Annotated in this window: 19 protein-coding genes; 13 read left to right on the top strand and 6 right to left on the bottom strand. The window is 52.2% G+C overall.

Annotated elements, in window-relative coordinates; genetic code table 11:
• Nucleotides 1–29: 29 nt before the first annotated feature.
• The 7 genes from purM to ACEW81_RS09250 all read left to right on the top strand — a co-directional run bounded on the left by purM (nucleotide 30) and on the right by ACEW81_RS09250 (nucleotide 6,639).
• Entirely contained in the window at nucleotides 30–1,088 is a 1,059-nt protein-coding gene (purM, locus tag ACEW81_RS09280) for a phosphoribosylformylglycinamidine cyclo-ligase (protein WP_373532703.1), read from the top strand.
• Complete coding sequence (purN, locus tag ACEW81_RS09275; protein WP_373532702.1) at nucleotides 1,085–1,735, top strand: phosphoribosylglycinamide formyltransferase; 651 nt, start codon at nucleotides 1,085–1,087, stop codon at nucleotides 1,733–1,735. The genes purM and purN overlap by 4 nt, the downstream gene beginning before the upstream one ends.
• Nucleotides 1,716–2,327 carry a tetratricopeptide repeat protein gene (locus tag ACEW81_RS09270; RefSeq protein ID WP_373532701.1) on the top strand — a complete coding sequence of 204 codons (612 nt, stop codon included), beginning with the start codon at nucleotides 1,716–1,718 and terminating at the stop codon, nucleotides 2,325–2,327. Before purN ends, ACEW81_RS09270 begins: the two co-directional genes overlap by 20 nt.
• 39 nt (nucleotides 2,328–2,366) lie before the next feature.
• Nucleotides 2,367–3,422: a bifunctional heptose 7-phosphate kinase/heptose 1-phosphate adenyltransferase gene (locus ACEW81_RS09265; protein WP_373532700.1), complete on the top strand. Its 1,056-nt coding sequence runs from the start codon at nucleotides 2,367–2,369 to the stop codon at nucleotides 3,420–3,422.
• A gap of 75 nt (nucleotides 3,423–3,497) precedes the next feature.
• The gene (locus ACEW81_RS09260) at nucleotides 3,498–4,061 is read left to right on the top strand and encodes a DUF4330 domain-containing protein (RefSeq protein ID WP_373532699.1); all 564 of its coding nucleotides are present in this window, start codon (nucleotides 3,498–3,500) and stop codon (nucleotides 4,059–4,061) included.
• 3 nt (nucleotides 4,062–4,064) lie between these two features.
• The gene (locus ACEW81_RS09255) at nucleotides 4,065–5,555 is read left to right on the top strand and encodes an O-antigen ligase family protein (RefSeq protein WP_373532698.1); all 1,491 of its coding nucleotides are present in this window, start codon (nucleotides 4,065–4,067) and stop codon (nucleotides 5,553–5,555) included.
• On the top strand, nucleotides 5,545–6,639 hold the full coding sequence (locus tag ACEW81_RS09250; protein ID WP_373532697.1) for a glycosyltransferase family 9 protein: 1,095 nt from the start codon (nucleotides 5,545–5,547) through the stop codon (nucleotides 6,637–6,639). The genes ACEW81_RS09255 and ACEW81_RS09250 overlap by 11 nt, the downstream gene beginning before the upstream one ends.
• 26 nt (nucleotides 6,640–6,665) lie before the next feature.
• On the opposite strand, the gene ACEW81_RS09245 is transcribed toward ACEW81_RS09250, so the two are convergent.
• Nucleotides 6,666–7,316, bottom strand: coding sequence for a hypothetical protein (locus ACEW81_RS09245; protein ID WP_373532696.1), 651 nt, complete (start codon nucleotides 7,314–7,316; stop codon nucleotides 6,666–6,668).
• 162 nt (nucleotides 7,317–7,478) lie between these two features.
• On the opposite strand from ACEW81_RS09245, the gene ACEW81_RS09240 reads away from it, so the two are divergent.
• The 4 genes from ACEW81_RS09240 to ACEW81_RS09225 all read left to right on the top strand — a co-directional run bounded on the left by ACEW81_RS09240 (nucleotide 7,479) and on the right by ACEW81_RS09225 (nucleotide 13,148).
• On the top strand, nucleotides 7,479–8,453 hold the full coding sequence (locus tag ACEW81_RS09240) for an AAA family ATPase (protein ID WP_373532695.1): 975 nt from the start codon (nucleotides 7,479–7,481) through the stop codon (nucleotides 8,451–8,453).
• Between the two features lie 3 nt (nucleotides 8,454–8,456).
• Nucleotides 8,457–9,431, top strand: coding sequence for a DUF58 domain-containing protein (locus ACEW81_RS09235; protein WP_373532694.1), 975 nt, complete (start codon nucleotides 8,457–8,459; stop codon nucleotides 9,429–9,431).
• Complete coding sequence (locus tag ACEW81_RS09230; protein ID WP_373532693.1) at nucleotides 9,428–10,468, top strand: vWA domain-containing protein; 1,041 nt, start codon at nucleotides 9,428–9,430, stop codon at nucleotides 10,466–10,468. The genes ACEW81_RS09235 and ACEW81_RS09230 overlap by 4 nt, the downstream gene beginning before the upstream one ends.
• Nucleotides 10,469–10,601: 133 nt before the next feature.
• Nucleotides 10,602–13,148 (top strand): diguanylate cyclase, encoded by a 2,547-nt coding sequence (locus ACEW81_RS09225; RefSeq protein WP_373532692.1) that lies wholly within the window; start codon nucleotides 10,602–10,604, stop codon nucleotides 13,146–13,148.
• Nucleotides 13,149–13,498: 350 nt separating this feature from the next.
• Here the strand turns inward: ACEW81_RS09225 and ACEW81_RS09220 are convergent, their stop codons facing one another.
• The 5 genes from ACEW81_RS09220 to ACEW81_RS09200 form a co-directional block, all read right to left on the bottom strand.
• Nucleotides 13,499–15,349 (bottom strand): ATP-binding protein, encoded by a 1,851-nt coding sequence (locus ACEW81_RS09220; RefSeq protein ID WP_373532691.1) that lies wholly within the window; start codon nucleotides 15,347–15,349, stop codon nucleotides 13,499–13,501.
• 101 nt (nucleotides 15,350–15,450) lie between these two features.
• Entirely contained in the window at nucleotides 15,451–17,637 is a 2,187-nt protein-coding gene (dnaX, locus tag ACEW81_RS09215) for a DNA polymerase III subunit gamma/tau (RefSeq protein WP_373532690.1), read from the bottom strand.
• A gap of 164 nt (nucleotides 17,638–17,801) precedes the next feature.
• Nucleotides 17,802–18,224, bottom strand: a complete 423-nt coding sequence (locus ACEW81_RS09210; protein ID WP_373532689.1) for a hypothetical protein — start codon at nucleotides 18,222–18,224, stop codon at nucleotides 17,802–17,804.
• 181 nt (nucleotides 18,225–18,405) lie between these two features.
• A complete protein-coding gene (gene xerA / locus ACEW81_RS09205) occupies nucleotides 18,406–19,293 on the bottom strand; it encodes a site-specific tyrosine recombinase/integron integrase (protein WP_373532688.1) in 888 nt (295 codons plus the stop codon).
• A gap of 149 nt (nucleotides 19,294–19,442) precedes the next feature.
• Nucleotides 19,443–20,525 (bottom strand): type IV pilus twitching motility protein PilT, encoded by a 1,083-nt coding sequence (locus ACEW81_RS09200; protein WP_373532687.1) that lies wholly within the window; start codon nucleotides 20,523–20,525, stop codon nucleotides 19,443–19,445.
• Nucleotides 20,526–20,908: 383 nt separating this feature from the next.
• Here ACEW81_RS09200 and ACEW81_RS09195 point away from each other — a divergent pair, with 383 nt between their 5' ends.
• Both ACEW81_RS09195 and ACEW81_RS09190 read left to right on the top strand, forming a co-directional pair.
• Nucleotides 20,909–22,159 (top strand): AI-2E family transporter, encoded by a 1,251-nt coding sequence (locus ACEW81_RS09195; RefSeq protein ID WP_373532686.1) that lies wholly within the window; start codon nucleotides 20,909–20,911, stop codon nucleotides 22,157–22,159.
• Entirely contained in the window at nucleotides 22,131–23,399 is a 1,269-nt protein-coding gene (locus ACEW81_RS09190; RefSeq protein ID WP_373532685.1) for an AI-2E family transporter, read from the top strand. Before ACEW81_RS09195 ends, ACEW81_RS09190 begins: the two co-directional genes overlap by 29 nt.
• Nucleotides 23,400–23,420 lie beyond the last annotated feature (21 nt).

Raw genomic sequence — 23,420 nt, 5'->3', positions numbered from 1 at the left:
GCTCTATCAGCAGTCAACCGAGGTGATTCATGACCACGCTCTCTTCCGATGAGGCCTACCGGCAGGCTGGAGTAGACCTGAAAAGCGCTGAGGCCGTGGTAGACATTGCCCGAAACGCGGCCCGTCAAACCCAAAAACCTTGGTTGCTGGGTGGTATTGGTGGATTTAGCGGCGCTTTTGAAATTCCCGCCGGGTACCGACAACCCGTTTTGCTTTGCGGCTGCGATGGGGTAGGCACCAAACTAAAGCTGGCTTTTGAGGCCAACCGCCACGATACGGTGGGCATTGATTTGGTGGCCATGAGCGTCAATGACATTCTGGTCAATGGCGGTCAGCCGCTGGTGTTCCTGGATTATCTGGCCACCCAGAAAATTGAGGGGGAGCAACTGGCTCAGGTATTAAGCGGCATTGCCCAAGGCTGCGAGCAAGCAGATTGTGCCCTGATTGGTGGTGAAACCGCCGAGATGCCCGGATTTTACGCCCCCGGCGAATATGACTTGGCCGGGTTTTGCGTGGGCGTGGCCGAAAAAGAAAATTTATACCCCCGCAAGGCCAACATTGGCCCCGGCAATGTGCTGATTGGACTGGCCAGCAACGGCTTGCACAGTAACGGGTACAGTCTGGTTCGCAAAATTTTGTTTAGCGATCACCAGCAGGACTTAAACGCCTTTATCCCGGAGCTGAACGCAGTTTTGGCGGACGTGTTACTGGCCCCCACCCGCATTTATGTTAAACCGGTCCTCAAAATTCTGGAAAAACACCCGCAGGCCGTACAGGCCATGGTCCATGTTACCGGCGGCGGATTTTACGATAACATTCCCCGGGTGCTCACCCCCGCTGTTTCCGCCGAAATTGACGCCAGCAGCTGGCCCTTGCCTCCCATTTTCGCTTATCTGCAAACGCTGGGCGCTTTAAGCGACGAAACCCTTTGGCACACCTTCAACTGCGGCATTGGCTACATTCTGGTGGTGGCCGCCGATCAGGCCCAGGCCGTTTTAGACAGTTTTCATCAGGAAACCGATGAAAAAGCCTTTATCATCGGCCAGTTAACGCCCGCTCAAGGCCAACCGGAAGTCATCGTACGATGATGAGCCGCCTTGCGCCCTACCGATTGGGTGTTTTGCTGTCGGGACGCGGCAGTAACTTTGCCGCCATTCAGGCCGCCATTGAGGCGGGGGAAATCCCCAACACTCAAGTGGGGGTGGTTATTTCAAACCACGCTCAGGCAGGGGGGCTTCAACTGGCGACCAACAAAGGTATTCCCACCGTCGCGCTGGACAAGCAAGCATTTGAAAACCGCATGGCCTTTGATGCAGCACTGGTGGACATTCTTCAGCAGCATCACATCGATTTGGTGATTCTGGCAGGATACGATCGCATTATCAGCGCCCCCTTGCTGGCAGCGTATGAGCGGCGCATTTTAAACATTCACCCCAGCCTGTTGCCCGCCTATGGCGGAAAAGGAATGGTGGGCTTAAAAGTTCATCAGGCCGTATTGGCTCAGGGAGAGCGAGAATCCGGGTGCAGTGTGCATTTGGTGACTGCCGTAGTGGATGATGGCCCGGTGCTGGGCCAAAGCCGGGTGGCCATTACCGCAAACGAAACCCCGGAAAGTCTGGCGGCCAAGGTGTTGATGCAGGAGCACCAGCTGTACCCCCAAGTCATTCGCCAATATATCGAAACTGTTTTGAGTCAGGAAGGGAAAACCGACAGCCATGACAAAGCCCTTATTTAAAGCGGCGAAACCGATTCTATTCATCACGGCAATCCTTGCTGCCGGACTGCACTTTTCAGGTTGTCAGCAAAACATGGTTTATCAGCGTTCCATGGCGGAATTGAACCAAAAGGCGCAAGCCCTGATGGCCTCGGGCGATGTGGATGGGGCGGTATCCCGACTGGAAGCGGCCCACGACTTACAACCGGAAGAACCCAACACCACCTATAATCTGGCCATTGCCTACCAAACCCAGGGCAGCTACGACAAAGCCATTCCCCTGCTCAAACAGCTGATTGAGCAAAAGCAGCTGGACACCGCCCAAATTCAAAAAACACTGGGCATCACCTACGAAGCCAAAGCAGACACGTTGGCGGGCAAAGCCAGTGAGGAAGCTGAAAAAACGGCACCTGATGCCGCCAAATCCCAGCAAACCGCTGAACAACTCAAAGCCGAATCCTTGCAGTCTTATCAATTGGCTATTGAAAGCTACCAGCAAGCCCTGCCCGGACTGAAAAACGGTGCAGAGGTTCAAAAACAGATTGAGGCGCTGGAGGCCCGATTAAAGAAAATGGAGCAAGCCCAAGCCACAACCGGCTCAGGCAATCCCTGAGGCTTTACCCTTGCGCCGCTTGCGGGTATGATAAACCGTATGAAAGAGATGTTGAGCAAAATCATTTCCAAGCTGAGCCAGGGACGCATTCTGGTAATCGGCGATTTGGTGATTGACGAGATGATTTACGGGGCCACCCACCGGCTCTCTCGGGAAGCGCCGGTTTTAATCCTGCGCCATCAGCGGGCCGATATTATTTTGGGCGGTGGGGCCAACGCCGCACATAACGTTTCCAAACTGAACGCCAAACGAACCACCATTGTGGGCGTTTCCGGCAAAGATTATTACTGTTCCCTGCTGATGGACGCCTTGCAGCGAGACGGCATTGATACCGCCGGACTGATTCAGGACGAGGATCGCCCGACCAGCACCAAAACCCGTATTTCAGGCATCGCCAACCATTCGGTCACCCAGCAGATTGTGCGCATTGATCGCGAATCCAGCGCCCCCATTTCCGCCCAAATTGAAAACCGGATGCTGGACACCCTGACCCGACTGGCCCCGAACTTTGACGCCATGTTGTTATCCGATTATGGGCTGGGCGTTTTTACCCCTGCCGTGATCGCCCACTGTCAGGCCTTGGCTAAAAAACATGGCCTGATTATGGCGGTGGATAGCCAACAGGATTTAAGCGCGTTTCAGGGGGCCACCGTGTTAACCCCCAACCAGCCCGAGGCCGAAAAAAATGTGGGTTACGACCTGCATACCCCCGAAAACGTGCAACAGGCCGGAAAAGACTTATTAGCCAAAACCAGCGCCGACAGCGTGTTGATTACCCGTGGAGAATCGGGCATGACCCTCTTTGAGAGTCTGGGAAACCCCAGCCAGCCCAAGGCCACCGATATTCCGGTGTTTAACCACAGTGAAGTGTTTGATGTGACCGGAGCGGGCGATACCGTGGTAGGCACCTTGACCCTGGCCCTAACCGCCGGTGCCTCCCTGCTGGAAGCTTCTATTTTGGGCAATTTGGCAGCCAGCATTGTGGTAAAACGCTTTGGAGCGGCCACCACCAACCCACAAGAATTACAGGCCGCACTGGACAGTGTGGATGAAAGCCTGTTAAATCGGGTTAGCAGCGGCATTCTGAGCGCTTAACCCCATTTAAAACTTCCAGCCGGAATTATTAAATCCGGCCCAAGTCAGCGATAGAGAGACAGGAACCCTTCCCCCATGTTGATTGATCAATCCGGTAAACTGTTCGGCAAAATCAATATTGTCGATTTTGGCGGCCTCGCCCTGGGGCTATTGGTGGTGGTGGGCGTTCTGGTTACCCAGTCTGGTCTGTACCGCACCTCCGGCCAGGTCATTAAGGGCGAAGGCGATATTCACTACACCGTGTACATCCGCAACCTGAAAACCCTGCAACCCCAATTGTTTCAACCCGGAAAAAAACTGTCTATCACCATTCGCAACCAACCACGGGGACAGGTGGAAATTGTAGACGTTAAACAAACCCCCAAGCGCAGCACCTATATGTTACCCAGTGGCGTGTTAAAAACTCTGGCAGATCCCGCCGATCCCTACGGCTACGACTATCTGATTACCCTGAAGGACCATGCCCTGTTTAGTGAGGACGGCTTTGTAACCACCGGCATTAAAGTAAAAGTAGGCTTGGGCATTGAGGTGGAAGGGCACGACTATAGGGTTTCCGGGGCCATTGTGGATGTGCGGGAAGCCAGTGATAAACCGGCAGCCATAACTGGCTCACAGTCCTCCTCAACCCAAACACCATAAGCCATGACCTTATTGAAAGCGGCGCTGGAACACTCTTGGCTACTGGGTCCTTGGACCCGGCTGGCCCAAACCTCTGGCTTGCAAATTGCCGGGTGGATTGAACGCTCCCGGCTCATGGCCCCATGTCGAGTGCTGTTGGCCTCACCGAAGGATAGTAACAAGCAATTCCAGCGGTTCGGCGCCACGGTTCGCTGGATGCTCACTCTGGGCGTTCTAGGGCTGTTTGTGCTGCTCTCCTTTAGTTCTACCGGCATAATTGGCGGATTAACCGGACTGCTGTTTGGGATTGTCCTAGCGGCAGCGCTGTTGCTGCGGCCCGCCATATTAAGCAGGCTAACCATCATAGACGTACTGGTGGGCTTGTTTTTAGGCTCTGCGATTATATCCACCGCTTTTTCCTCCTTTCTGCCCACCAGCGTGATTGGACTGGCCAAAATGCTGACCTTCATCGCCGGTTATATCGTGTTTCGGGTGGTTAGCGAAAGCGGAAGCAGTACCATCACCGCAGCGCTCGGCCTGCTGGCCCTTATTGGGCTGGGAGAATCGCTGATTGGCTTTTATCAGTACGCCAACCACATCCAGCCACTGGCCACCTGGAGCGATCAAAGCATTAACCCCGAACTGCAAATGAGCCGCATCTTCGGCACCTTGCAACCTTCTAACCCCAATTTACTGGCCGGTTTTTTAATTCCCGGCTTTGCGGCCGCTTGCAGTTTGGGGCTGATGTTTGCCCGCCCCAAAACCTGGCTGCTTTCCGCTATTGGCCTGGCAGCCAGCGCCGCCATTTTAATCGCACTGGTGCTAACTGGCTCTCGGGGCGGCTTTTTGGCCATTGGCACCATGTTTATCTGCCTGTTTGCCTTTTTAGGACACCTGATCTGGTACAACCCAAGCCTTCGCAACTTTAAATGGATGAAACCCGCTTGGCTAATCATTCTGGTGGTGAGCCTGCTGACCGTGGGCGGCGGGGTCATGCGTTCCGAAAAAATTCGCACCCGGGTGCTTTCCATGTTCGCCATGCGAGAGGACAGCAGCATCTCTTACCGGCTGAACGTGTACAATAGCGCCCGCCAAATGGTGCGAGACAATCCCATTGTGGGCATTGGCCCCGGCAACGGGACTTTTAAGCTGGTTTACGGCCTGTACATGGTGCCCGGTTACAACGCACTGGGCGCTTATAGCGTGCCACTGGAAATTGCGGTGGAGCAAGGCGTCATTGGACTGGTCATTTTCCTTTCCCTGCTATTGGTGCTGATGCTACGGGCCTTTTTGGCTCTGGATGCCCCGCACCTGACCCTACAGCAAAAGATTTTGATTGGGGGCCTGCTCACCGGCATTTTGGGATCTTTTATGTACGGCATTTTTGATACCATCTGGTATCGCCCCTCGGTCAATCTTTTATTCTGGTTTATGGTCGCGGCGCTGGCCACCCTCACCGAACCTCGGCCAGCCGCATCGCTCTCAGCAAAGGAACCCAGTCGCCATGCGGCCTGAATCACTTCAAAAAATCGCCTTCATTAACTTTGGGGGCATTGGGGATGAAATTTTATTTGCCCCGGTCATTTCAGAAATCAAACGCTATATCCCCCAAGCCCACACCACCCTGTTTCTGGAAGACCGCAGCAGTGCGGTGAGCGATTTATTAGAAGTGGATCACATCATCCCCCTCAACGTGCAGGGGCAGTCCCGGCTTCGTCTTTTTTTTCAGCTCTGGAACGCCCTGCGAAAATCACATTTTGATGTGGTCATTTCCAGCGGTAGCAGCCCTTTTATTCCGGTGCTATTGTTTTTAAGTGGCATTCCCCTGCGGGTGGGCTTTCAAACCGGCCCCGTCAGCCAGGCGCTTTTAACCACCCAGGCCCCGCTGGCTCCCAAGCACGATCGCAAGGGATACGCGGCGGCCATGTATTTTGCCCTGGCCCAGCATTTTCTACAGTATTTATTGAAAACCGGCTATCAGCCCACCCAGCCCATCTTGCCCCAGCTCAAGCCGCCCCCGCCAGAAGATCAAGCCTGGGCGCAAGATCTGATGCACCCAAAAACCGCAGGGAACACCATCCTGATTCATCCGGGCGTAAGCACCATCAGCATTCAAAAAAACATTCTCAAAAGCTGGCCTGCGTCGCATTGGGCGGCTCTGATTCTTCAACTGTGCCAAGAGGGCCATTCCGTGTATCTGGCCGGAGGGCCGGACGATCGAGATTCCGTTGAGGAAATCCAGCGCAATTTACCCCCCAATTTGGCAGGGTTTACCAATTTATATGGACAAACCAAAAATCTGCGCCAGTTGGGCGCCCTGATTTTGGAAGCGGATTTGTTGCTCTGTGTGGATTCTTCTCCCATGCATCTGGCCGTGGGGTATCAAAAACCGGCTGTGGCCTTGTTTGGCCCCACCGACGAACAAAAATTACTGCCCCCCCACGATGCCCGCTTTATCGCCGTCACCGCCCAAAATCTGGACTGTCGGCCTTGCCTGTGGGATGTTCGCAACCAAAACTGCGCCACCTCCGAGTGCCTGAACGTGCCGGTAGAAACAATGCTGGCAGCAGTGCGAAACACACTGGCCACCTGCTTCTGATTCACTGCGTTAAACAGCGCGCCGCTTTATTCCTGATAGGCTTCCGGCAAAAAACGAGCGCCTTTGGCCAGAAAGTTGGCGAACTGCATCAACTCATCCCGGCTCATATGGCGAGTGTCCACCGCAAAGGTAATGGCTTTGGCATCCGCCGGGTCATGCTTTAAAGCCATCGGCGGTAACTGCTTGGGCATGCCCATAAACAGGCGAGCGCCCATTAATTTAACGCTCTTGCCATTGGCCTCTTCCGCTTTTTCCGCTAAAAAAGCGCGAATGCCAGCCACCGGGGGCATGTCTTCATAAACCAGATTCAAAACAACCTGTTCCGGCATAGGATCTTGGGGAGCCGCCAGCGCCTCTTTCATCGCATCGCTAAGCCGCAGGATTTGCCCTTTGGGTTTCAGCAAATCAGGCTCATCTTTGGTGTAAAACGTTTTTTGAAAAACGGGGGCGGCACTGGCGCCTTTTCCCTGAAAGTGATCATCAGCCAGCGCATTCAAACTCCCGGTGCCAAAACGTTGAAAATCGGCATGTAAAGGCTTTAAACCTGACAAAAGATACGCCTTGGGCGCTGCTAAAGGCGCCTGTTGTTTTTGAGTTAACGCAGAACGTTGACGGGTCGGCTGAGGCCGAAAGCCAGATAAGGTCATCACTTGTGATGACGGAAACAAATTTCCCATGATAAACCCCTCATTACAGTTTTAAATGTCCCACCCATTGGAATGGAGACATCGTATAAGCAACACTTGCGATTAACAAGCATTGAGCGCAAAAGAATATGGGTTATAAAAAGCGGGGGGCAATAGCGAGCAAGAGAAAGGCAGCGGGTGTACAATAGAATCATGAGCCGATTGAGTGAGAAAGAAGCCCAAGACAGCCAAGCCCTGCTAGAGCGGGTGCTTTATGAACTGAAAAAAGTGATTGTGGGTCAGGAGCATCTGCTGGAGCGCCTGATTATCGCGGTGATTGCCGGGGGGCATGTGCTGGTGGAAGGCGCGCCCGGTTTGGCAAAAACCCTTACCCTGAAATGCTTGAGCCAGGTGACTGCTCTGGCCTTCAAGCGTATTCAATTCACCCCGGATTTACTGCCCTCGGATTTAATTGGCACCCGCATTTACAACCCCTCCAATGGGTTGTTCAGCACCGAGGTGGGGCCACTGTTCACCAACTTTGTGCTGGCCGACGAGATTAACCGGGCGCCCGCCAAAGTGCAAAGCGCGTTGCTGGAAGCCATGCAGGAGCATCAGGTAACCATTGGCAAGGAAACCTTTTTGCTGAATGCCCCCTTTTTGGTGATGGCCACCCAAAACCCCATTGAATCGGAAGGCACCTTTAACCTGCCCGAAGCCCAGCTGGATCGCTTTTTGTTCAAACTGCTCATCCACTACCCATCCCCCGAGGAAGAGTTGGTGATTATCCAGCGCATGAGCGGGGAAACCCTGCCTGAACTGGAACCCATTCTGGATCAGGAGCGAATTTTGGAAGTGATGCGGCAAACGCTGGCCGTCTATCTGGATCCCAAACTGATGCAGTACATTGTGGACCTGATTGAGGCCACCCGCAACCCCGATCACAAGGGCATCCAGTACGGCTCCTCTCCACGGGGTTCACTGGCATTGGCCAACGCCAGCAAGGCCATGGCCCTGGTAAACGGTCGCACCTATGTCACGCCTCAGGATGTTGAAAAACTGATTCACGATTGCTTGCGCCACCGCATTATTCTCTCTTATGAAGGACTGGCCAACGGGCTATGCGCCGATCAATTGCTGGATGAGATCAAGGCCAGCGTTCCGGTGCCGGTTTTGACTGGAACTTAATTGATGTCCGCCCTCTTGCGCTGGCTGGATCCGATTTTAAACCCGTTGGCCTGCCTGCCAAAGCCGGAGCAACCTACGCAGCCGCTTGAGAATGCGGAAGCCCTGCTAAAAAGGCTGGATGCCCTGTTGCGCCAAAAGCTCAAATTCGCGGCCACCGGAGACACCCAAAGCGCTCTGCGGGGTCAGGGGCTTGATTTTGCCGATTTGCGGGAATACCGACCCGGCGATGATATCCGCAAAATGGACTGGAGCGTATTTGCCCGCACCTTAACCCCCCATGTGCGGGAATATCACGAGGAAAAGCAGCTGACCCTCTGGCTGGTGGTAGATTTAACCCCCTCCATGCGCTTTGGCCATCATCAAACCAAAATACGGCAAGCCATTGAGCTGGCCGGGTTATTTGGCTTGCTGGCCGAAAAATCGGGTCACAAGCTGGGCGCTTATTTTATCAGCGGGCCACAGCCGGAAATTATTCCCCCCGCAAGCGGACAAGCCCATTTACGCCGCCTTAGCCAACGATTGCTGGACAGCAGCCAATGCCCAAAAGTCCCCACCGGGTTGCCGCAGGCCGATCCCTTGCACAGCGCTTGCCAGCAACTCTGTCATGTGGTTTCCAAACAAAATACGGTGGTCATTCTCAGTGATTTTCTGGCGGCGACCGATGACTGGCAAGCTTCCTTGGGCCAGTTATCTCACAAGGCCCGACTGCTGAACCTGATGCTGGTGGACGCGGTAGAAACCCAACTGCCCCCCAACCTGGGCATTTTAACCCTGCAAGATCCAGAAACAGGACAGGTTACCCAGTTTGATAGCCAAAACCCGGCGCTCATCCAGCGTTACCGGGAACAGGTGGAAAGCAAGCAAGCGCGCACCCTTCAACGCTTGAAAGAATGGGGGGCCACTGCAATGGCGCCCACCCATCAACCGCCGCTAGAAATAGTGCTGAATTTACTGAAAACCGGACGGATCGCCTCATGATAATAGACTGGACAGGCTGGCGAAACATCAGCGGTTTTTTCTTTGAATGGCCCTGGGCGCTGCTTTTGCTCTTGCTGATTCCCGGCTTTTGGTGGCTTTACATGAGGCGCATTCGGCAAAAGCTGGTGCGGTTGTCTTTGCAGTTCAGTTACGCCGCTGTGGTTGAGCAAATTAAGGCCCAACCTGCCCTTTGGAAAAGATTACTACTCCCCCTAAGCGTCAGCGCCATCATAGCTTTGCTGGTGATTGGGCTGGCTCGCCCTACGGTTACCGCCAAGGTGGGCGTTCAATCGGCGGATATTATGCTGGTGCTGGATATTTCCCTAAGTATGCTGGCGGAAGACATCAAGCCGGATCGCATGAATGCCGCCAAAGAGGCCGCCATTCAATTTGTACAAAGCCTGCCTTCAGATGCCCGCATTGGGCTGGAGTTTTTCGCGGGCGATAACTATGTGGTATCTCCCCCCACCAGCCGCCACGAAGAAATTATCGCCTACCTGCGGGCCTTGAAACGAGAAGACTTAAAACCTCGCACCGAAATTGGCAGCGCCCTGCGAACCGCCTTGCAAATTTTGAACCAGCAATCGGAGTCGGCAGTAACCACTTCCACGCCCAAGGCGGAAAACACCCAGCAGTCAGCACCAACCCCCTCCAAGCCGGATCAGGTCATTATTTTGCTCAGCGATGGAGACAGTCACGAGGGGTTTCCGTGGAATGAGGCCGCCAAACAAGCCCGCGCGGCCAACGTAACCATTCATACCATTGGGGTGGGCAGCGCCGAAGGCAGCAGCATTGTGTACCAGGGCGTAGAACTGCCCGTGTTATTTGATGAAACCACCTTGCGACAAACCGCGGAACTGGGCGGAGGCAGCTATTTTAGAGTGTTTAAAAAAGCCGATTTCCGCAAGGTGTATGAACAAATCCACCAGCGCACCGTTCATTATGAGCAACGTGATATTGATCTGGCTTTCGCCATGGCCGGGGCAGGCTTGCTGACCCTGCTGATTGCCTTGGGTTTGGCCATTGCTTTTTTATAAGCCCAATCAGGATTTCGCTAAAAAAAAATTTAATATTTACCCGTAACTGCCGATACCCTTGTTAACGCATCCATAACCCCCGACGGATTGAGTTGGGCGTTAGTCAAAGTACTGCTTAACCTGGAGATTTGGCGTGGAACCCCACCAGCCAGAAGAAGAAAAGTCAAAACTGCGTTCGTTTGTAAATCTGGTGGCCAAAGCCGGATTAACCTCGCTGGTGGTTGCCATGATTTTAGGCACTTTTTTGCTGGCGGGCATTGATCGGATTGTGGATCAGCTGGAGCTAAAAACATACGACCTTCGGGCGCAAATGCAACTGGGCGAAACAAAAAAACGACCCAGCAAAGACATTCTGATTCTTCAGTTTGATGATTCCTCGTTAAACGTGCTGAGTGATGAGTTTGGGGTATGGCCCTGGCCAAGGGACGTTCATGCCCGCATGATCCACTTTTTAAACCGGGCAGGGGCAAAAAGTTTGCTGTACGACATTATGTTTGTAGCCCACCGCAAAGGCAGCGAAAAGGCGGATCAAAGCCTGGTAGACGCGTTTCAAAAGTACAATAACGTTTATTTAAGTATGAACTTTGATAATGAGCTGACCCAAAGCCAAAAACTGGGAAAAGATTTAACCCCCCGAGACATTGAAAGACTTCAGCCGCTTTCTATCGACTTCACATCGGAGCTGGCCCAAGCGCCCAAAACCACCAATTTAAAATTGCAAAAAAACAAAACCGATGGCAACGTTTTTTTTGAGAACGACCATATGACCTTTAACCACTACCGCAGCATTATGGTAAGCCTGCTGGATACCGGACGCAACATTGGCATCATCAACCACGGGGCGGATAGCGACGGGGTGAGCCGGAGTAACCCGCTATTCTTCCAGTTCAAGTATCAGCCCTTTATTAAAACCACGCATTTTCCGTTGGTGAAAAAACAGGATCGATGGCTGGATGCAAAGGGCAACCGCACCGATTCAGACGGATTCTTCATTGCCAAATCCCGGTATTTACCGGCCCTGAAACATGAGAATAATACTTATCTAGATCAGGATCCTGCCTATCCACACCCGGTTGATGCCGATGGCTACTTGATGGATGGGTACGGCAATTACGTTTACCAACGACAAAGCCAGTACCAGTATCGTTACTTTCCTTATCTGGGCATGCAAGCCGTTCTCAACCTCAAATTTCCGGGAGAGAAGCTGAAACTGACGCTGTCCAAAGAAGGCCGCTTGCGGTTTAAAAACTACGATATTCCCTTAACCAACCAGGGCGACTTTTTGATTAACTGGTACAACGTGAATGTGAAGCGGGAAGAATACACCCGGAATTTGCGGGATTTAGCCCACTATGAAAAGCAACTGAAAGCGCAAACCGAACAACAACAAGCCCAACTCCAAAGCCTGCCCCCGGATACCCCGGTATTTAACGCCCTCCAGCAGCGTATCGATCAAAATCAACATGAACTGCAAAAGGCAAGCAGCCTGAGCGAAATGCTAAAGGCTGCATTGAAAGCCAAATACGTCCCGCAGCCTTACAAAATGGTATCGGCCTGGGAAGTCATTCGCACCATGAAAAAAGAAGAGGCGGGACTGCCCCTGAATCAGGAAGATGAGGCCCTGAAAGCGCTGCTGAAGAATAAAATTATTTTTGTGGGGGCAACCGCCGTGGGTGCTTATGACATTAAAAACACCTCCATTCACGCCACACTGCCGGGCGTGGTGCTACAGGCCAACCTGTTTGATAATCTCTACCAGAATCAGGGCCGCTATATTCAACGGGTGGCGCCTTATCTCAATTTTCTGGCCACAGTATTCATCTGTTTGCTGGCAGCAGGATGCTCCTTTAAAATGCGCTCTCCCTTGGCAGGCTTGCTAACCACCGCCAATATTTCTGTTATGTATGTTTTATTTGCCATTGTCATGTACCAGTCTCAGCAACTGTGGATTAATGTGGCCATGCCCATGGCTTGTCTGGTCATCACCATTACCATGACCTTTATGCTGAAATATTTTTTCCGAAATCAGGACTATGAAAAAACCTACGCCCTGGCCACCACCGACAGCATGACCAACCTCTACAACCACCGATTCTTCCAAGAACACATGCGCCGATCCATCGATCAGGCCACCCGGTTCAAACACAAATTTTCCTTGCTACTCATCGATATCGACTTTTTCAAGAAGTTTAACGATACCTACGGCCACCAGGCCGGTGATGAAGTGCTGCGGCAAGTGGCTAAAAAACTGAAAAGCACCGTTCGCAACGTGGATATGGTGGCCCGCTACGGGGGCGAGGAAATGGCCATTGTACTGGATCGGGCCAACGAGGAAGAGGCGCTGGCGGTGGCCCTGAAAGTGGTCAAAGCCATTGCGGAAGAAGCCTACCCCATTGCCGAAGGGGTGGCCAAGCACGTGACCATCAGTTGCGGGGTGGCCACCTTTCCCACCCATGGAGAAACCCCTTCCCAGCTCATTGAATTTTCGGACGCCGGATTGTACCGGGCCAAAGAACAGGGCCGAAATCAGGTTGGCGCACAGTATGAACATCCCGCCCCGGTGGCAACCGACAACACTCCGGCATCAACCCTGAACCACGAAATTCAGGCAGGAGAGCCGGTTATGCAGGCAGGAGAGCCGGTTATGGATCATGAAGGGCAAAATCATCACACCGCCTAAGTCGATTGCGGGCCCTTAAACAAGCAACGGCATGGCAAGGCACTTTGCTGGTTGTTCATCAGCCTATCCGCAGGATTTTAGCTATGAATTTCAGGCGGGGTTTTTAAGTTTCTTATGTTTAGCTGGATTGTTAATTTTCTTGTATATTCATGTAGGTGTTGACTCAACCAAATGGAGATTCTGATAATATATGAATAGTCTAACCATTCCTTTCTTTCTTACGTAAAATTCAAAGGCCCCTTTTCCGTAGGGCCTTTTTTTTTGCGCTTTTTTTGCGCTTTTTCATTGATGGGCTTTACGCGCTTTATTGGCGGCTTTCAATAAAGCGCCAATCCAATCAATATGCAAGTTTAGGCAGAAAGGGATTTGGCGGCCTCTCCGGGCAGCTCGCTACCCGGTTCTCCTAGAGGAATGCGAAAGCCGAACGTACTGCCCACACCCACTTCACTACGGGCAAACACTTCTCCACCATGATGCTTTTCAATGGCCACTTTCACCAAATGTAGCCCCAAGCCGGTGCCTTTTACGGTATGCACTTTATTTTCCACCCGGTAAAACCGATCAAAAATATGGGGCAAATGCTCGTCAGGAATACCAATGCCGCTATCCTGCACCGAAACCTCCAGGGCGTCTCCCATTTCGGTTACTTCCGCCCGCACCCGAATGCGGCCATTTTCATCGGTGTACTTAATGGCGTTGCTTAGCAGATTCCGCAGCACCCGCTCAATGCTATCGCTGTTAATATACAGCTTGGGCAATCCGGATTCGATGGCTGTACTCAGCGTGATTTTTTTCTGATCGGCCAGCACTTTGACCGATTGCACGGTGAGGTTAATAACCGGGGAAATATCAGACAGTTCACGTTCCAGCACCACGGTGCCTTCATCCAGGCGGGAGAAATCCAGAATATCGTTCACCAGTTTTTTGAGGCGATCGGTTTCCGAGTTGATGGTTTCAATAAACTCATCATAAGTCTCCGTATCCAAATCCTTGCCGTGGTTGTAGATGGTATCCACATAACTTTTAATGGTGGTAACCGGTGTGCGCAACTCGTGAGACACATTGGAAATGAAGCTGGTTTTCATCTTGTCCACTTCGGTTTCCTTGGTCACGTCATGCATAATCAGCACAAAGCCCAGCATGTCCCCATCCGCATCCTGAATGGGAGACAACATAATTTTCAGGGTGGTTTGCGGCACTTCCAGCTTGTGGGTAAACAACTGGGGAAGCGCGGAGCGTTTTTCGGCCACCACTTTTTCAAAGTCCACAATAATGGGCTCAAAACAACGGGTGCCATTTTCAGTTACATAGTCTTTCAAGCTGGAGCCAATGGCCCACTGGCTGGACTTGTAGCCCAGCATCTCGCAGGCAGAATCGTTAATAATAGCCACCTTGGCCTGCATATCGCACACCACCACCCCATCGGCAATACTCAGCAAAATGGCCTTCAACTTGTTGCGCTCAAAGGTAATGGTTTCCAGGTTTTGATCTTCATATGTTCGCAAGCGCATGGACATATCATTGAAGGATTCCGCCAATGTTTTCAGCTCGCCCCACAAATCATGCTCCAGAATCTTATAGCCAAAATCGCCAGTGGAAAGCCGCTTTACGCCCCGCACAAAGGTTCGCAAATGCTTGCTTAAAATATAGGTATTCAGCGACACGGCCAACACCGAAATAAACCAGGCGCTTAAAAACACCCAGATAATAATATTGCCGGTGGCAACTTTAATATCCTTCAGCGTTTTTCCAGTCAGTTTAACGTGAACGGTGCCAACCGGTTCCGGCTCCATGTCATCGTGCAGCACCCGGCGTAGGGGGGCCACATAATCGCTCACCAGCTTGCTGTCGCTTTCCGACAGGGGTTTACCGCTTTTATAAATTAATTTTCCAGCCGTATTGTAAAACTCAATGGCGGCAATATCCTCGCTGGAGGCCACCATATTATCCGTAAATTTTTTAATGCCAAATTCGGGGTTCCGGGAAGCCAGCCGCTCCACCCCACCCACGGAAACCACATCGGTAATCATGTTGGCAAACCGATCGTAGTTATCGGCCAGCGAATTGTTGTAGTTGGTATAAATGCCAAAGGCCACAATCAGAAAAGACACGGAGATACTGGTAATCACCAATAGCAAAATCTTGTTTTCTGAGGAAAAAACTTTATCTTTCCACACTTGAGCAGTTGCCTCGGCTTTCATTCCTGATTTCAAAACGCTTAAAAGTCCACATCACACCATCCCCATTGTAGCCTGTTACCGAAATCAGGGGAACGGGGCGCTTCAGCGCAAGCGCCAAAACCCTACTCCAGAATTCGCCCCTGTAGCAGCTCTAAGGCATGTTTTTTGGCTTCGCTCAATTCATGATCGCCCAGAGAAGTGGAAATACTGAGTGAGGTACGAGACATGGCCACCGGATTGCTCAGGCCCATCTCCTCCTCATCCTCTTCTTCCAGACCGGGGGGAGGGTTATCAATATCCATGGGCGGCATGTCGTCTGCCGATGGGGGGGCGCTGTTAACAGGGGCAGTGTTTAAGCTTGGGTTTAAAGGCTTCACAGGCACTGGCACAAAGCCTTCCGGCATGGCTGGCCCAAAGGCGGGAGCCGGTTTTTCCACCGCCATGGCCGGTAACGGGGGTGCGGTTGGCACGGGAGCAACCACAACCACTTCAGGCTTTGCCGGTGCAACGGGCATAACCGGCGCAGGGGCGGGCGGGCTGGAGGCAGCGTTTGAAGCAGCGACCGATGTTGCTTCGCCGTGGCCGGTCGGCTTTTTCTTTTCCAGAGTAACCTCAATCCGCATGGGGCGGCCAAAGGCTTTATCCACCGCTTTTTGCAGGTGAATAAACTTCTCCGGCTTTTTGAGGGTGGTGAAATTCGGATCGCCCACGCAGCCCACCACCAGCAAATCGCCTTCCTGACTAATGGGAAAGGTTTGCTGCTGAATGAGGGCGCGGAACATCAAACTGGGAATGGCGGCGCAAACCTGAGCGTAAATAGCCTCCACCGAACCACTGGGCGGTGCTGGCGAACTGGCTGAATCAGCAACGGGCATCGCCTGCATGACCTTGCCAACGGGTTCCGGCATGGAAGAAACTGCGGGCGTGGCAACTGGCGCACTGGGCACCGCCATGGCCGCCGGTGGTTGAGGTGGCATCATGGCCGGAGCCGAAGGGCGGGCCTGCGGTTGAGCCAATGGGGGTGAAGCTTGAGGTTTTGCTGGTGCGGACTTGACCGGCGCTGAGGTGGCAGACAGCGGTTTGGATACAACTGGCGCACCGGCCAATTGCTGCTCCAGTCGTGCCACCCGCTCCGATAACTCTTTCACCAACTGAATGTCATGGCGATAGGCCAGTTCAATTAAGCCCACCTCCAGCCAAAGCTGAGGCTGGGAACTGTTGCGAACATTGCGCTCCACAAAGGAAAGCCGCCCGATAATCTGGGGGATTTCCTCCATTTCGGGGAACAGGGCGCTTTGCTCAGCCAGCCGCTTAAAGTAATCGGGCGGCAGAGACAATAAATCGGGATTGGCGTTGGCCCCCACCGCCTGCACCAACAACAGGTTTCTAAAATGCAGGGTTAAATCTTTCAACAACTGAATGGGCTCAATGCCCCGGTTCAACAACTCGTTCAGCTCGTTGAGCAAATCGGCGGCCCGACGCTCGGCAATGGCCCCGCTAAGGCGCAACAACAAATCTTCTTCCAGGGTGCCAATAAACAGGGCCACATCCTGACGGCCAATCAGCTTATCCGCCTGGGCCCGGCTTAGCACCGACACCTGATCGAGCAAACCCACCGCGTCTCTTAAACCGCCACGGGCATGGCGGCCAATCATCAACAAGGCTTCCTCGTCAATGCCAATGGCTTCCTGCTGGGCGATATAGCGCAAGCGCCCCACAATGTTTTCGGTGGTAATGCGATTAAAATCAAAACGCTGACACCGGCTAATGATGGTAGGCAGCACCTTGTGGGCTTCGGTGGTGGCGAAAATAAAAATAACGTTGGCCGGAGGCTCTTCCAGGGTTTTTAGCAGGGCATTAAAGGCCTGCGAGGTGAGCATATGCACCTCATCAATAATATAAACCTTGAAACGACCGGTCATGGAACTGTACTGGCAATTTTCAATCAGCTCACGGGCATCGCCCACCCCGTTGTTACTGGCCGCGTCAAATTCAATCACGTCCAAAGCGTTGCCTTGGGCAATGCCGGTGCAGGAGGCGCATTGCAAGCAGGGCGAAGCAGTGGGTCCCTGTTCACAGTTCAGCGATTTGGCGAAGATGCGGGCGGTAGAGGTTTTGCCGGTGCCCCGAGGGCCGCAAAACAAATAGGCATGGGCAACTTTATTTAAAGCAATGGCGTTGCCCAGGGTTTGAGAAATAGCCTCCTGACCCACCAAGTCGGCAAACAACTGAGGCCGGTACTTGCGATACAGCGGGATATAAGTCTCAATTCGGGTTTGCGAACGGGTTTCCATGCTCTCAATGGTCATAACGCGGCCTGACTCTCCTGGGTTCCCTGTTTTTTGATCGTCGGCCCAACAAACACCCCCTTAAATTCAGGCATTTTGGCCGAATATGTCCAGTGTACTGAATTTGCCCCCCAGAATAAAGGGGCGGGGTATCCAAACAGAAAACGGCCCACTCCGCTGGCCCTTTATGCCCAGCGACAAAAACGCCGTACCACTTCATCCCCCTTGAATGCGGTGGTGTTGCCTTTATCCGGCTTGCCAAAAATGGAAGGCCGCCGGGAAATCCACTGCTCCTGCGCGCTGCGAATCCCCATCCGCACAAGTTCCGTCCAGGATGGCACCATTTGCACAACGCTTTCCGAAACGAGCTGACTAGCGGCGTTATTCACATTTTGAACCACCAACGGGTTCTGGGCGGCAGACAAATAGTAGTTATAATAGCCCGCATAAAATGGCTCATTCCCCCCTTGCTGCGCAAGTCTGGCAGGGGCTTTGGGGGAGTCCTCTATATCGCTCCGGGTTTCCGCATTGGTGTAAACCGATCGAAACCGCTTAAAGCGATCGTGATTGGAGGGGTTATTGACCAGTGTGGGATGAACAGAGGACATGGTGACCAACCTTGCGGCTGCGGAATAGCAAATTGAAAAAGGGCTTGGATAACCCTGTTACTTTATCAATACTTATTTAAGCAGAAACAAGAACGCTTTTCATGCCACCATTCCAGCCATCCGCTCAACACACCCTTTTTAAAGCGGGTTTTAGCGGTGCTTACCGCCCCAAAAACCTGGCTTAATTGTCAGATTCAGTATGCAAGGTATCAAACACGTTACGGTGGGCCATTTTAACGTGGCGCTTGCTGATTTGAGTATAAATTTGAGTCGTCGAAATATCGCTATGGCCCAGCAGCTCCTGCACCACCCGCAAATCGGCCCCGTTTTCCAGCAAATGGGTGGCAAAACTGTGCCTAAAGGTATGCGGAGACACCTCTCGCCCAATGATATGTTTCATATCCCGCACCCGTTGCCAAATTTCCCGGCGGTTCAGCGGGGTTTTAAACAAGCCGCCCTTGCCACCAAAGCCCACCAAAAGCGGATCATCGCCTTGCAAGCCGGTTTCAGACAGGTACTCACGCACCACCGCCACCGATACCGCTCCCAGCGGAATCAAACGCTCTTTACCGCCCTTGCCTAGAACTCGAATATAGCCGCCATCCAGATCAACCGCTTTTACTGGCAAGCTGGCCAGCTCCGATACCCGCAAGCCACAAGCGTAAAGCAGTTCGACAATCACTTTATCTTGCCTGCACAACTGATCACAATTCAGCAAGCGGCTCACCTCAGACACACTAAGCACTTTGGGCAATATTTTTCGGCGTTTTGGCAACTCCAGCAGGCTTAAGGGATTATCCCGCAAGGTGCCTTTTTCCTGAAGCCATTCGTAAAAGCCTTTAACGCTGCTGATTTTTCTTAAAATGGAGGTGGTGGCGTTGTTTTTAGTTCGCAATTCCCCCAAATAGCGGCTAACTTCCCGCCGTGAAATCTGGTAGAGCTTAACCTGACGATTTTCGTGGTAGCGCAGGAACTCCAGAATATCCCGCTCGTAAGCTTCCAGCGTGTTGGCCGCATAGCCCCGCTCACACGATAAATGATCCAGATACTCTGACAGCATTAAATACATAAAAAATCCTGATCCCGATTTCAGCGTTACACACACCAATCAATACTATTGTAGCCCAGTGTCAGCGGCCAAATTTGCCAGCATTCACAACAAGCTGGCCACAACCCGCTAAAAAAAGCGCCAAATCAAACAGGTTTTAACCGCGCAAACTAATGGCTGGCCCCGCCACCACTCACCAGCCGCTTAAAGTCTTCCGGGCGAGTGGTTTTGGACAAGGCATCCTCAAAAGTGACCACCCCACGTTGATACAACTCTTTAAGAGAAGTTTCCATGGTTTGCATGTTGTACTGGGCACCGGTCTGGATAGATGAGTAAATCTGGGCAGTTTTTCCTTCCCGAATCAGGTTGGCGATAGCCGGGGTAATGGTCATAATTTCCAGGGCCATCACCCGGCCCGATTTTTCCTTCAGCTCGTTCAGCCTGGGCAGCAAGGCCTGAGACAAGACCGCCACCAAACTGTTCGATAATTGCACCCGAATTTGCGGCTGCTGCTCCGGGGGAAATACATCTACAATCCGATCCACGGTTTGCATGGCGCTGGAAGTGTGCAGGGTGCCCATAACCAAGTGGCCGGTTTCCGCAGCGGTTAAAGCCAGCCGAATGGTTTCCAGATCCCGCATTTCACCCACCAGAATCACATCGGGATCTTCCCGCAAGGCAGCCCTCAGGGCGTTATCAAAACTGCGGGTATCCTGCCCCAACTCTCGCTGGTGAATGACGCAACGCTTGGAGGTATGCAAAAATTCAACCGGATCTTCAATGGTCAAAATATGATGAGACTTGGTACTGTTGACATGATCAATCATGGCCGCCAGCGTGGTGGATTTACCGGAGCCGGTGGGGCCAGTCACCAAAACCAAACCCTTGGGCCGCTCAGCGATATCCTTAACCACCGCCGGTAAATTGAGCTGATCAAACGTTGGCACATCCGCCCGAATGGTTCGCAGGGCGGCAGCATAAGAGCCTTTATCCTTATACACGTTCACCCGGAACCGTCCCAACCCGGAGACGCCATAAGAACAATCCAGGTCCCAGTTCTGCTCCAGCACCCGTCTCTGCTCGTTGGTCAGCATGCCAAAAATCAGCCGCTGGCAATCTTCTTTAGACAACGGAGGATGCTCGGTACGCACCAGATTGCCATCAATTCTAAGTACGGGCGGTAAACCCGTGGAAAGGTGGAGATCGCTTGCCCCACGCTCAAAAACCTGTCCCAGCAGTTCCTCAAGAATCATGTACGGGTCTCGCTCCTCTTTCCAAATCCAGATAAGCCAAATTTCAAATAGGCCAAATCCAGATAGGGCCTGACAACTTGCTTCAAGGGTTTAATCTCAACCCGTATGGGCTTCACTCACTTTTCCTGAAAACAGCAAAAGCCTGAATTTGAATTCAAACTCAGAACAATGGCTACTTTGTTATTGTATCGAATTTATGGCGGCATTCCGGCAAGAACAGGCTCAAGGGGTCTAAAATTCCTCCAAACGCATGACAAAAAATCATGGGAAAAATACCCATCCGTTCAAACGCTACGATTTAGGGCCTCACCCCGTATAATAGGGACATGATAAGAGGGACTGAATCCAGCCAGCCATTGATTCCGGAAAAAACCGTCCGGCTCATGCTGAGTATTACCAGCACTTTGCTGATGTTGGCGGCTGCGGGCATTTTAATTCACTATTTCTATGCCCTAACCGCCTTGTTGGGCTGCGTTTTAATCATCACCTACATCCTGGTAGGGCCCGTCAATTTAATGGAACAAGGCATTGAAGCGGTTTCAAAATGGGGCCATCAGTTCAGACCCTATCAAGCTGTCACCCGATACTCTCCAGAGGCCAACCCCCGTATTTTAGCGGTTTTGGTGGTTTACGCGGTGGTGTTTATCGGATTAACCGTGGGCAGCATTCGCTTTTTACCACTTTTGGGCAATCAGCTGGGAGATTTGGGCCACAAAATGGGCATACAAGCGGTAGATGCCGCCGATACCGCCATGGACTGGATAGACAGCAACATTGGCCAAGGCACCTTAAGAGATGTTTTCCAGCAGGACATCACACAGGCCGAACAACAAGGCACGGTGCGTTACCACCAACAATCCGGCAAGCCGGTTTCCGCCGAAGAAAAAGAAGTGATTCAGCAAACCGTGATCCAAAGCGGCATTACCCAGCTGGAAAACCTGTTTGCATCGGCCATACCCAATCTCATTTCGGTAGCGGCTGGCACCGTGAATGGGCTGGTTTACTTTTTAGCCGGAATGATACTGATTTTTTACTTTTTAATTGACGCCCACCGACTCAAAGGAGAAACACTGCGGCTGCTTCCCCGTGCCAGTCGGCCAACCGCCACTTACCTGCTGGAAACCTTTCATCAGGTTATGTTCGCCTTCATTAAGGGGCAAGTGCTGCTGGGCATTCTAACCGGCTTTTACATGTTCCTGATCTACTCCATTTTTCATGTGCCTTACGCCTTTTTGCTGGGCTGTATTTTTGCCCTTGCCGAATTACTGCCGGTGGTAGGCACCTGGGTTGGTATTGTGATTGGGCTCACCGTTATTTTGCTGAACATGGATCCGGTGGTGGCCCTGTATGTATGGGCTTGCTCTTATGCCTATCAAACCATTAAAGATAATATTCTGGCCCCCAAAGTGGTGGGAGATGTCATGGGACTGCACCCCATGGTTATTTTGCTGGCCCTGCTCATTTGCGCTCAGGTGGCGGGATTGCTGGGTGTACTGCTGGCCCTGCCCTTGGCCAGCGCCATTAATGTCATTTGGCGATTATTGCTGCAAAAAGAAAACCACTTAACATCGCCCCCCGAAAACGTTTCAGCAGGAGGAGGTCCTTATGTCGAACCTAAACCCGACCCCGCCTGAGGCCAAACAGATTGTTTCACCACTCACCCGGCTCAACCTGTTTTTGATTTGCTTGATGATTTTGCTGTACGGCGCTTTAACCTTAACCGAATTTCTGCCTTCCATTATGGCCATGCTGGCCGCCTCCCTGATTGTGACCTACCTGCTACTGGGTCCGGTCAACGGGCTGGAATACTTTTTGGGAAAAGTGTTTCCCCGGCAGTGGAACGTGTCATCCGGGCTACGGCGCATGCTGGCGATCGTTACGGTGTACCTGCTGTGCATCGGGTTGTTTATTTTTGCGGCCATTCGCATCGTGGTGCCTGTTTCCATTCAGGTGAAAGAATTTGCCAAGGATTTACCCACCCATCTGGGCAAAGTCCATGGCGCCCCAAATTTGGGAACCGCAACAACCAACCACTTTAAGGCCAGCGCCAGTCGAGTTGAAAAAACAACGGCCAATGCGGCAGGTTCCACCCAAAACATCCGCCATCAGCAAACCATTTTGTCCACAAAAGCGCTGAGCCAAAATCCCAAAGCACGACTGGTATCGGCCACCCGATCGTTGGTTATGCAAAAACTGGCCTCTATTTCTAAAGGGTACGCCACCAAACTAGGGCGTTACGTGCTGGATGTTGGGGCCACCACCTTAAGCAGCGTGGTTTATATTTTAACCACACTGGTACTGGTTTTTTACTTGCTGCACGATGGACAAACCCTGAGGCGAGGCATGATTAACCTAATGCCCTCACGCCACGGGGCATTTGCCAATCAATTTTTAACCCGCTTGCACAATCAGTTTTACACCATCATTAAAGGCCAGGTGCTGATGAGCTTTTTATCAGGCGGGTTAATGTACTGCGTGTTGCTGATTATTGGGGTTAAATACGCCCTGCTGTTGGGGGTGGTGCTGGGCTGCGTTTCCATTTTGCCGGTGATTGGTCCATGGCTAGGCTTATTACCCATTATTGTGGTGGTGGAAATGAGTGGCTCTCCCCTGCATATTTTGCCTGTTTTGCTGGTGGCCGGATCGTTTTACCTGTTGAAATCTTATTGGCTGTGGCCCAAGCTGGTGAGCAAAAAGTTTGAGATTCACCCCATTCTGTTTATTCTCACCTTTTTGGCCTGCATTCAAATCATGGGCTTTTCGGGTATTTTTCTGTCATTTCCGCTGGCCAGTATTTTAGGGGTTTGGATTGATTTTCAGAAAGCCCGACACAGTAAAAAAGGACCACGCCTTTTGCCATTAGAAGCCGTTTAAGCGCTTTTTTATTTGCGGCTT

The organism is Vampirovibrio sp. (genome assembly GCF_041737375.1).
In the GTDB taxonomy this organism is placed as follows: Bacteria; Cyanobacteriota; Vampirovibrionia; order Vampirovibrionales; family Vampirovibrionaceae; genus Vampirovibrio.
This window is presented reverse-complemented; position numbering and strand designations above follow the sequence as displayed.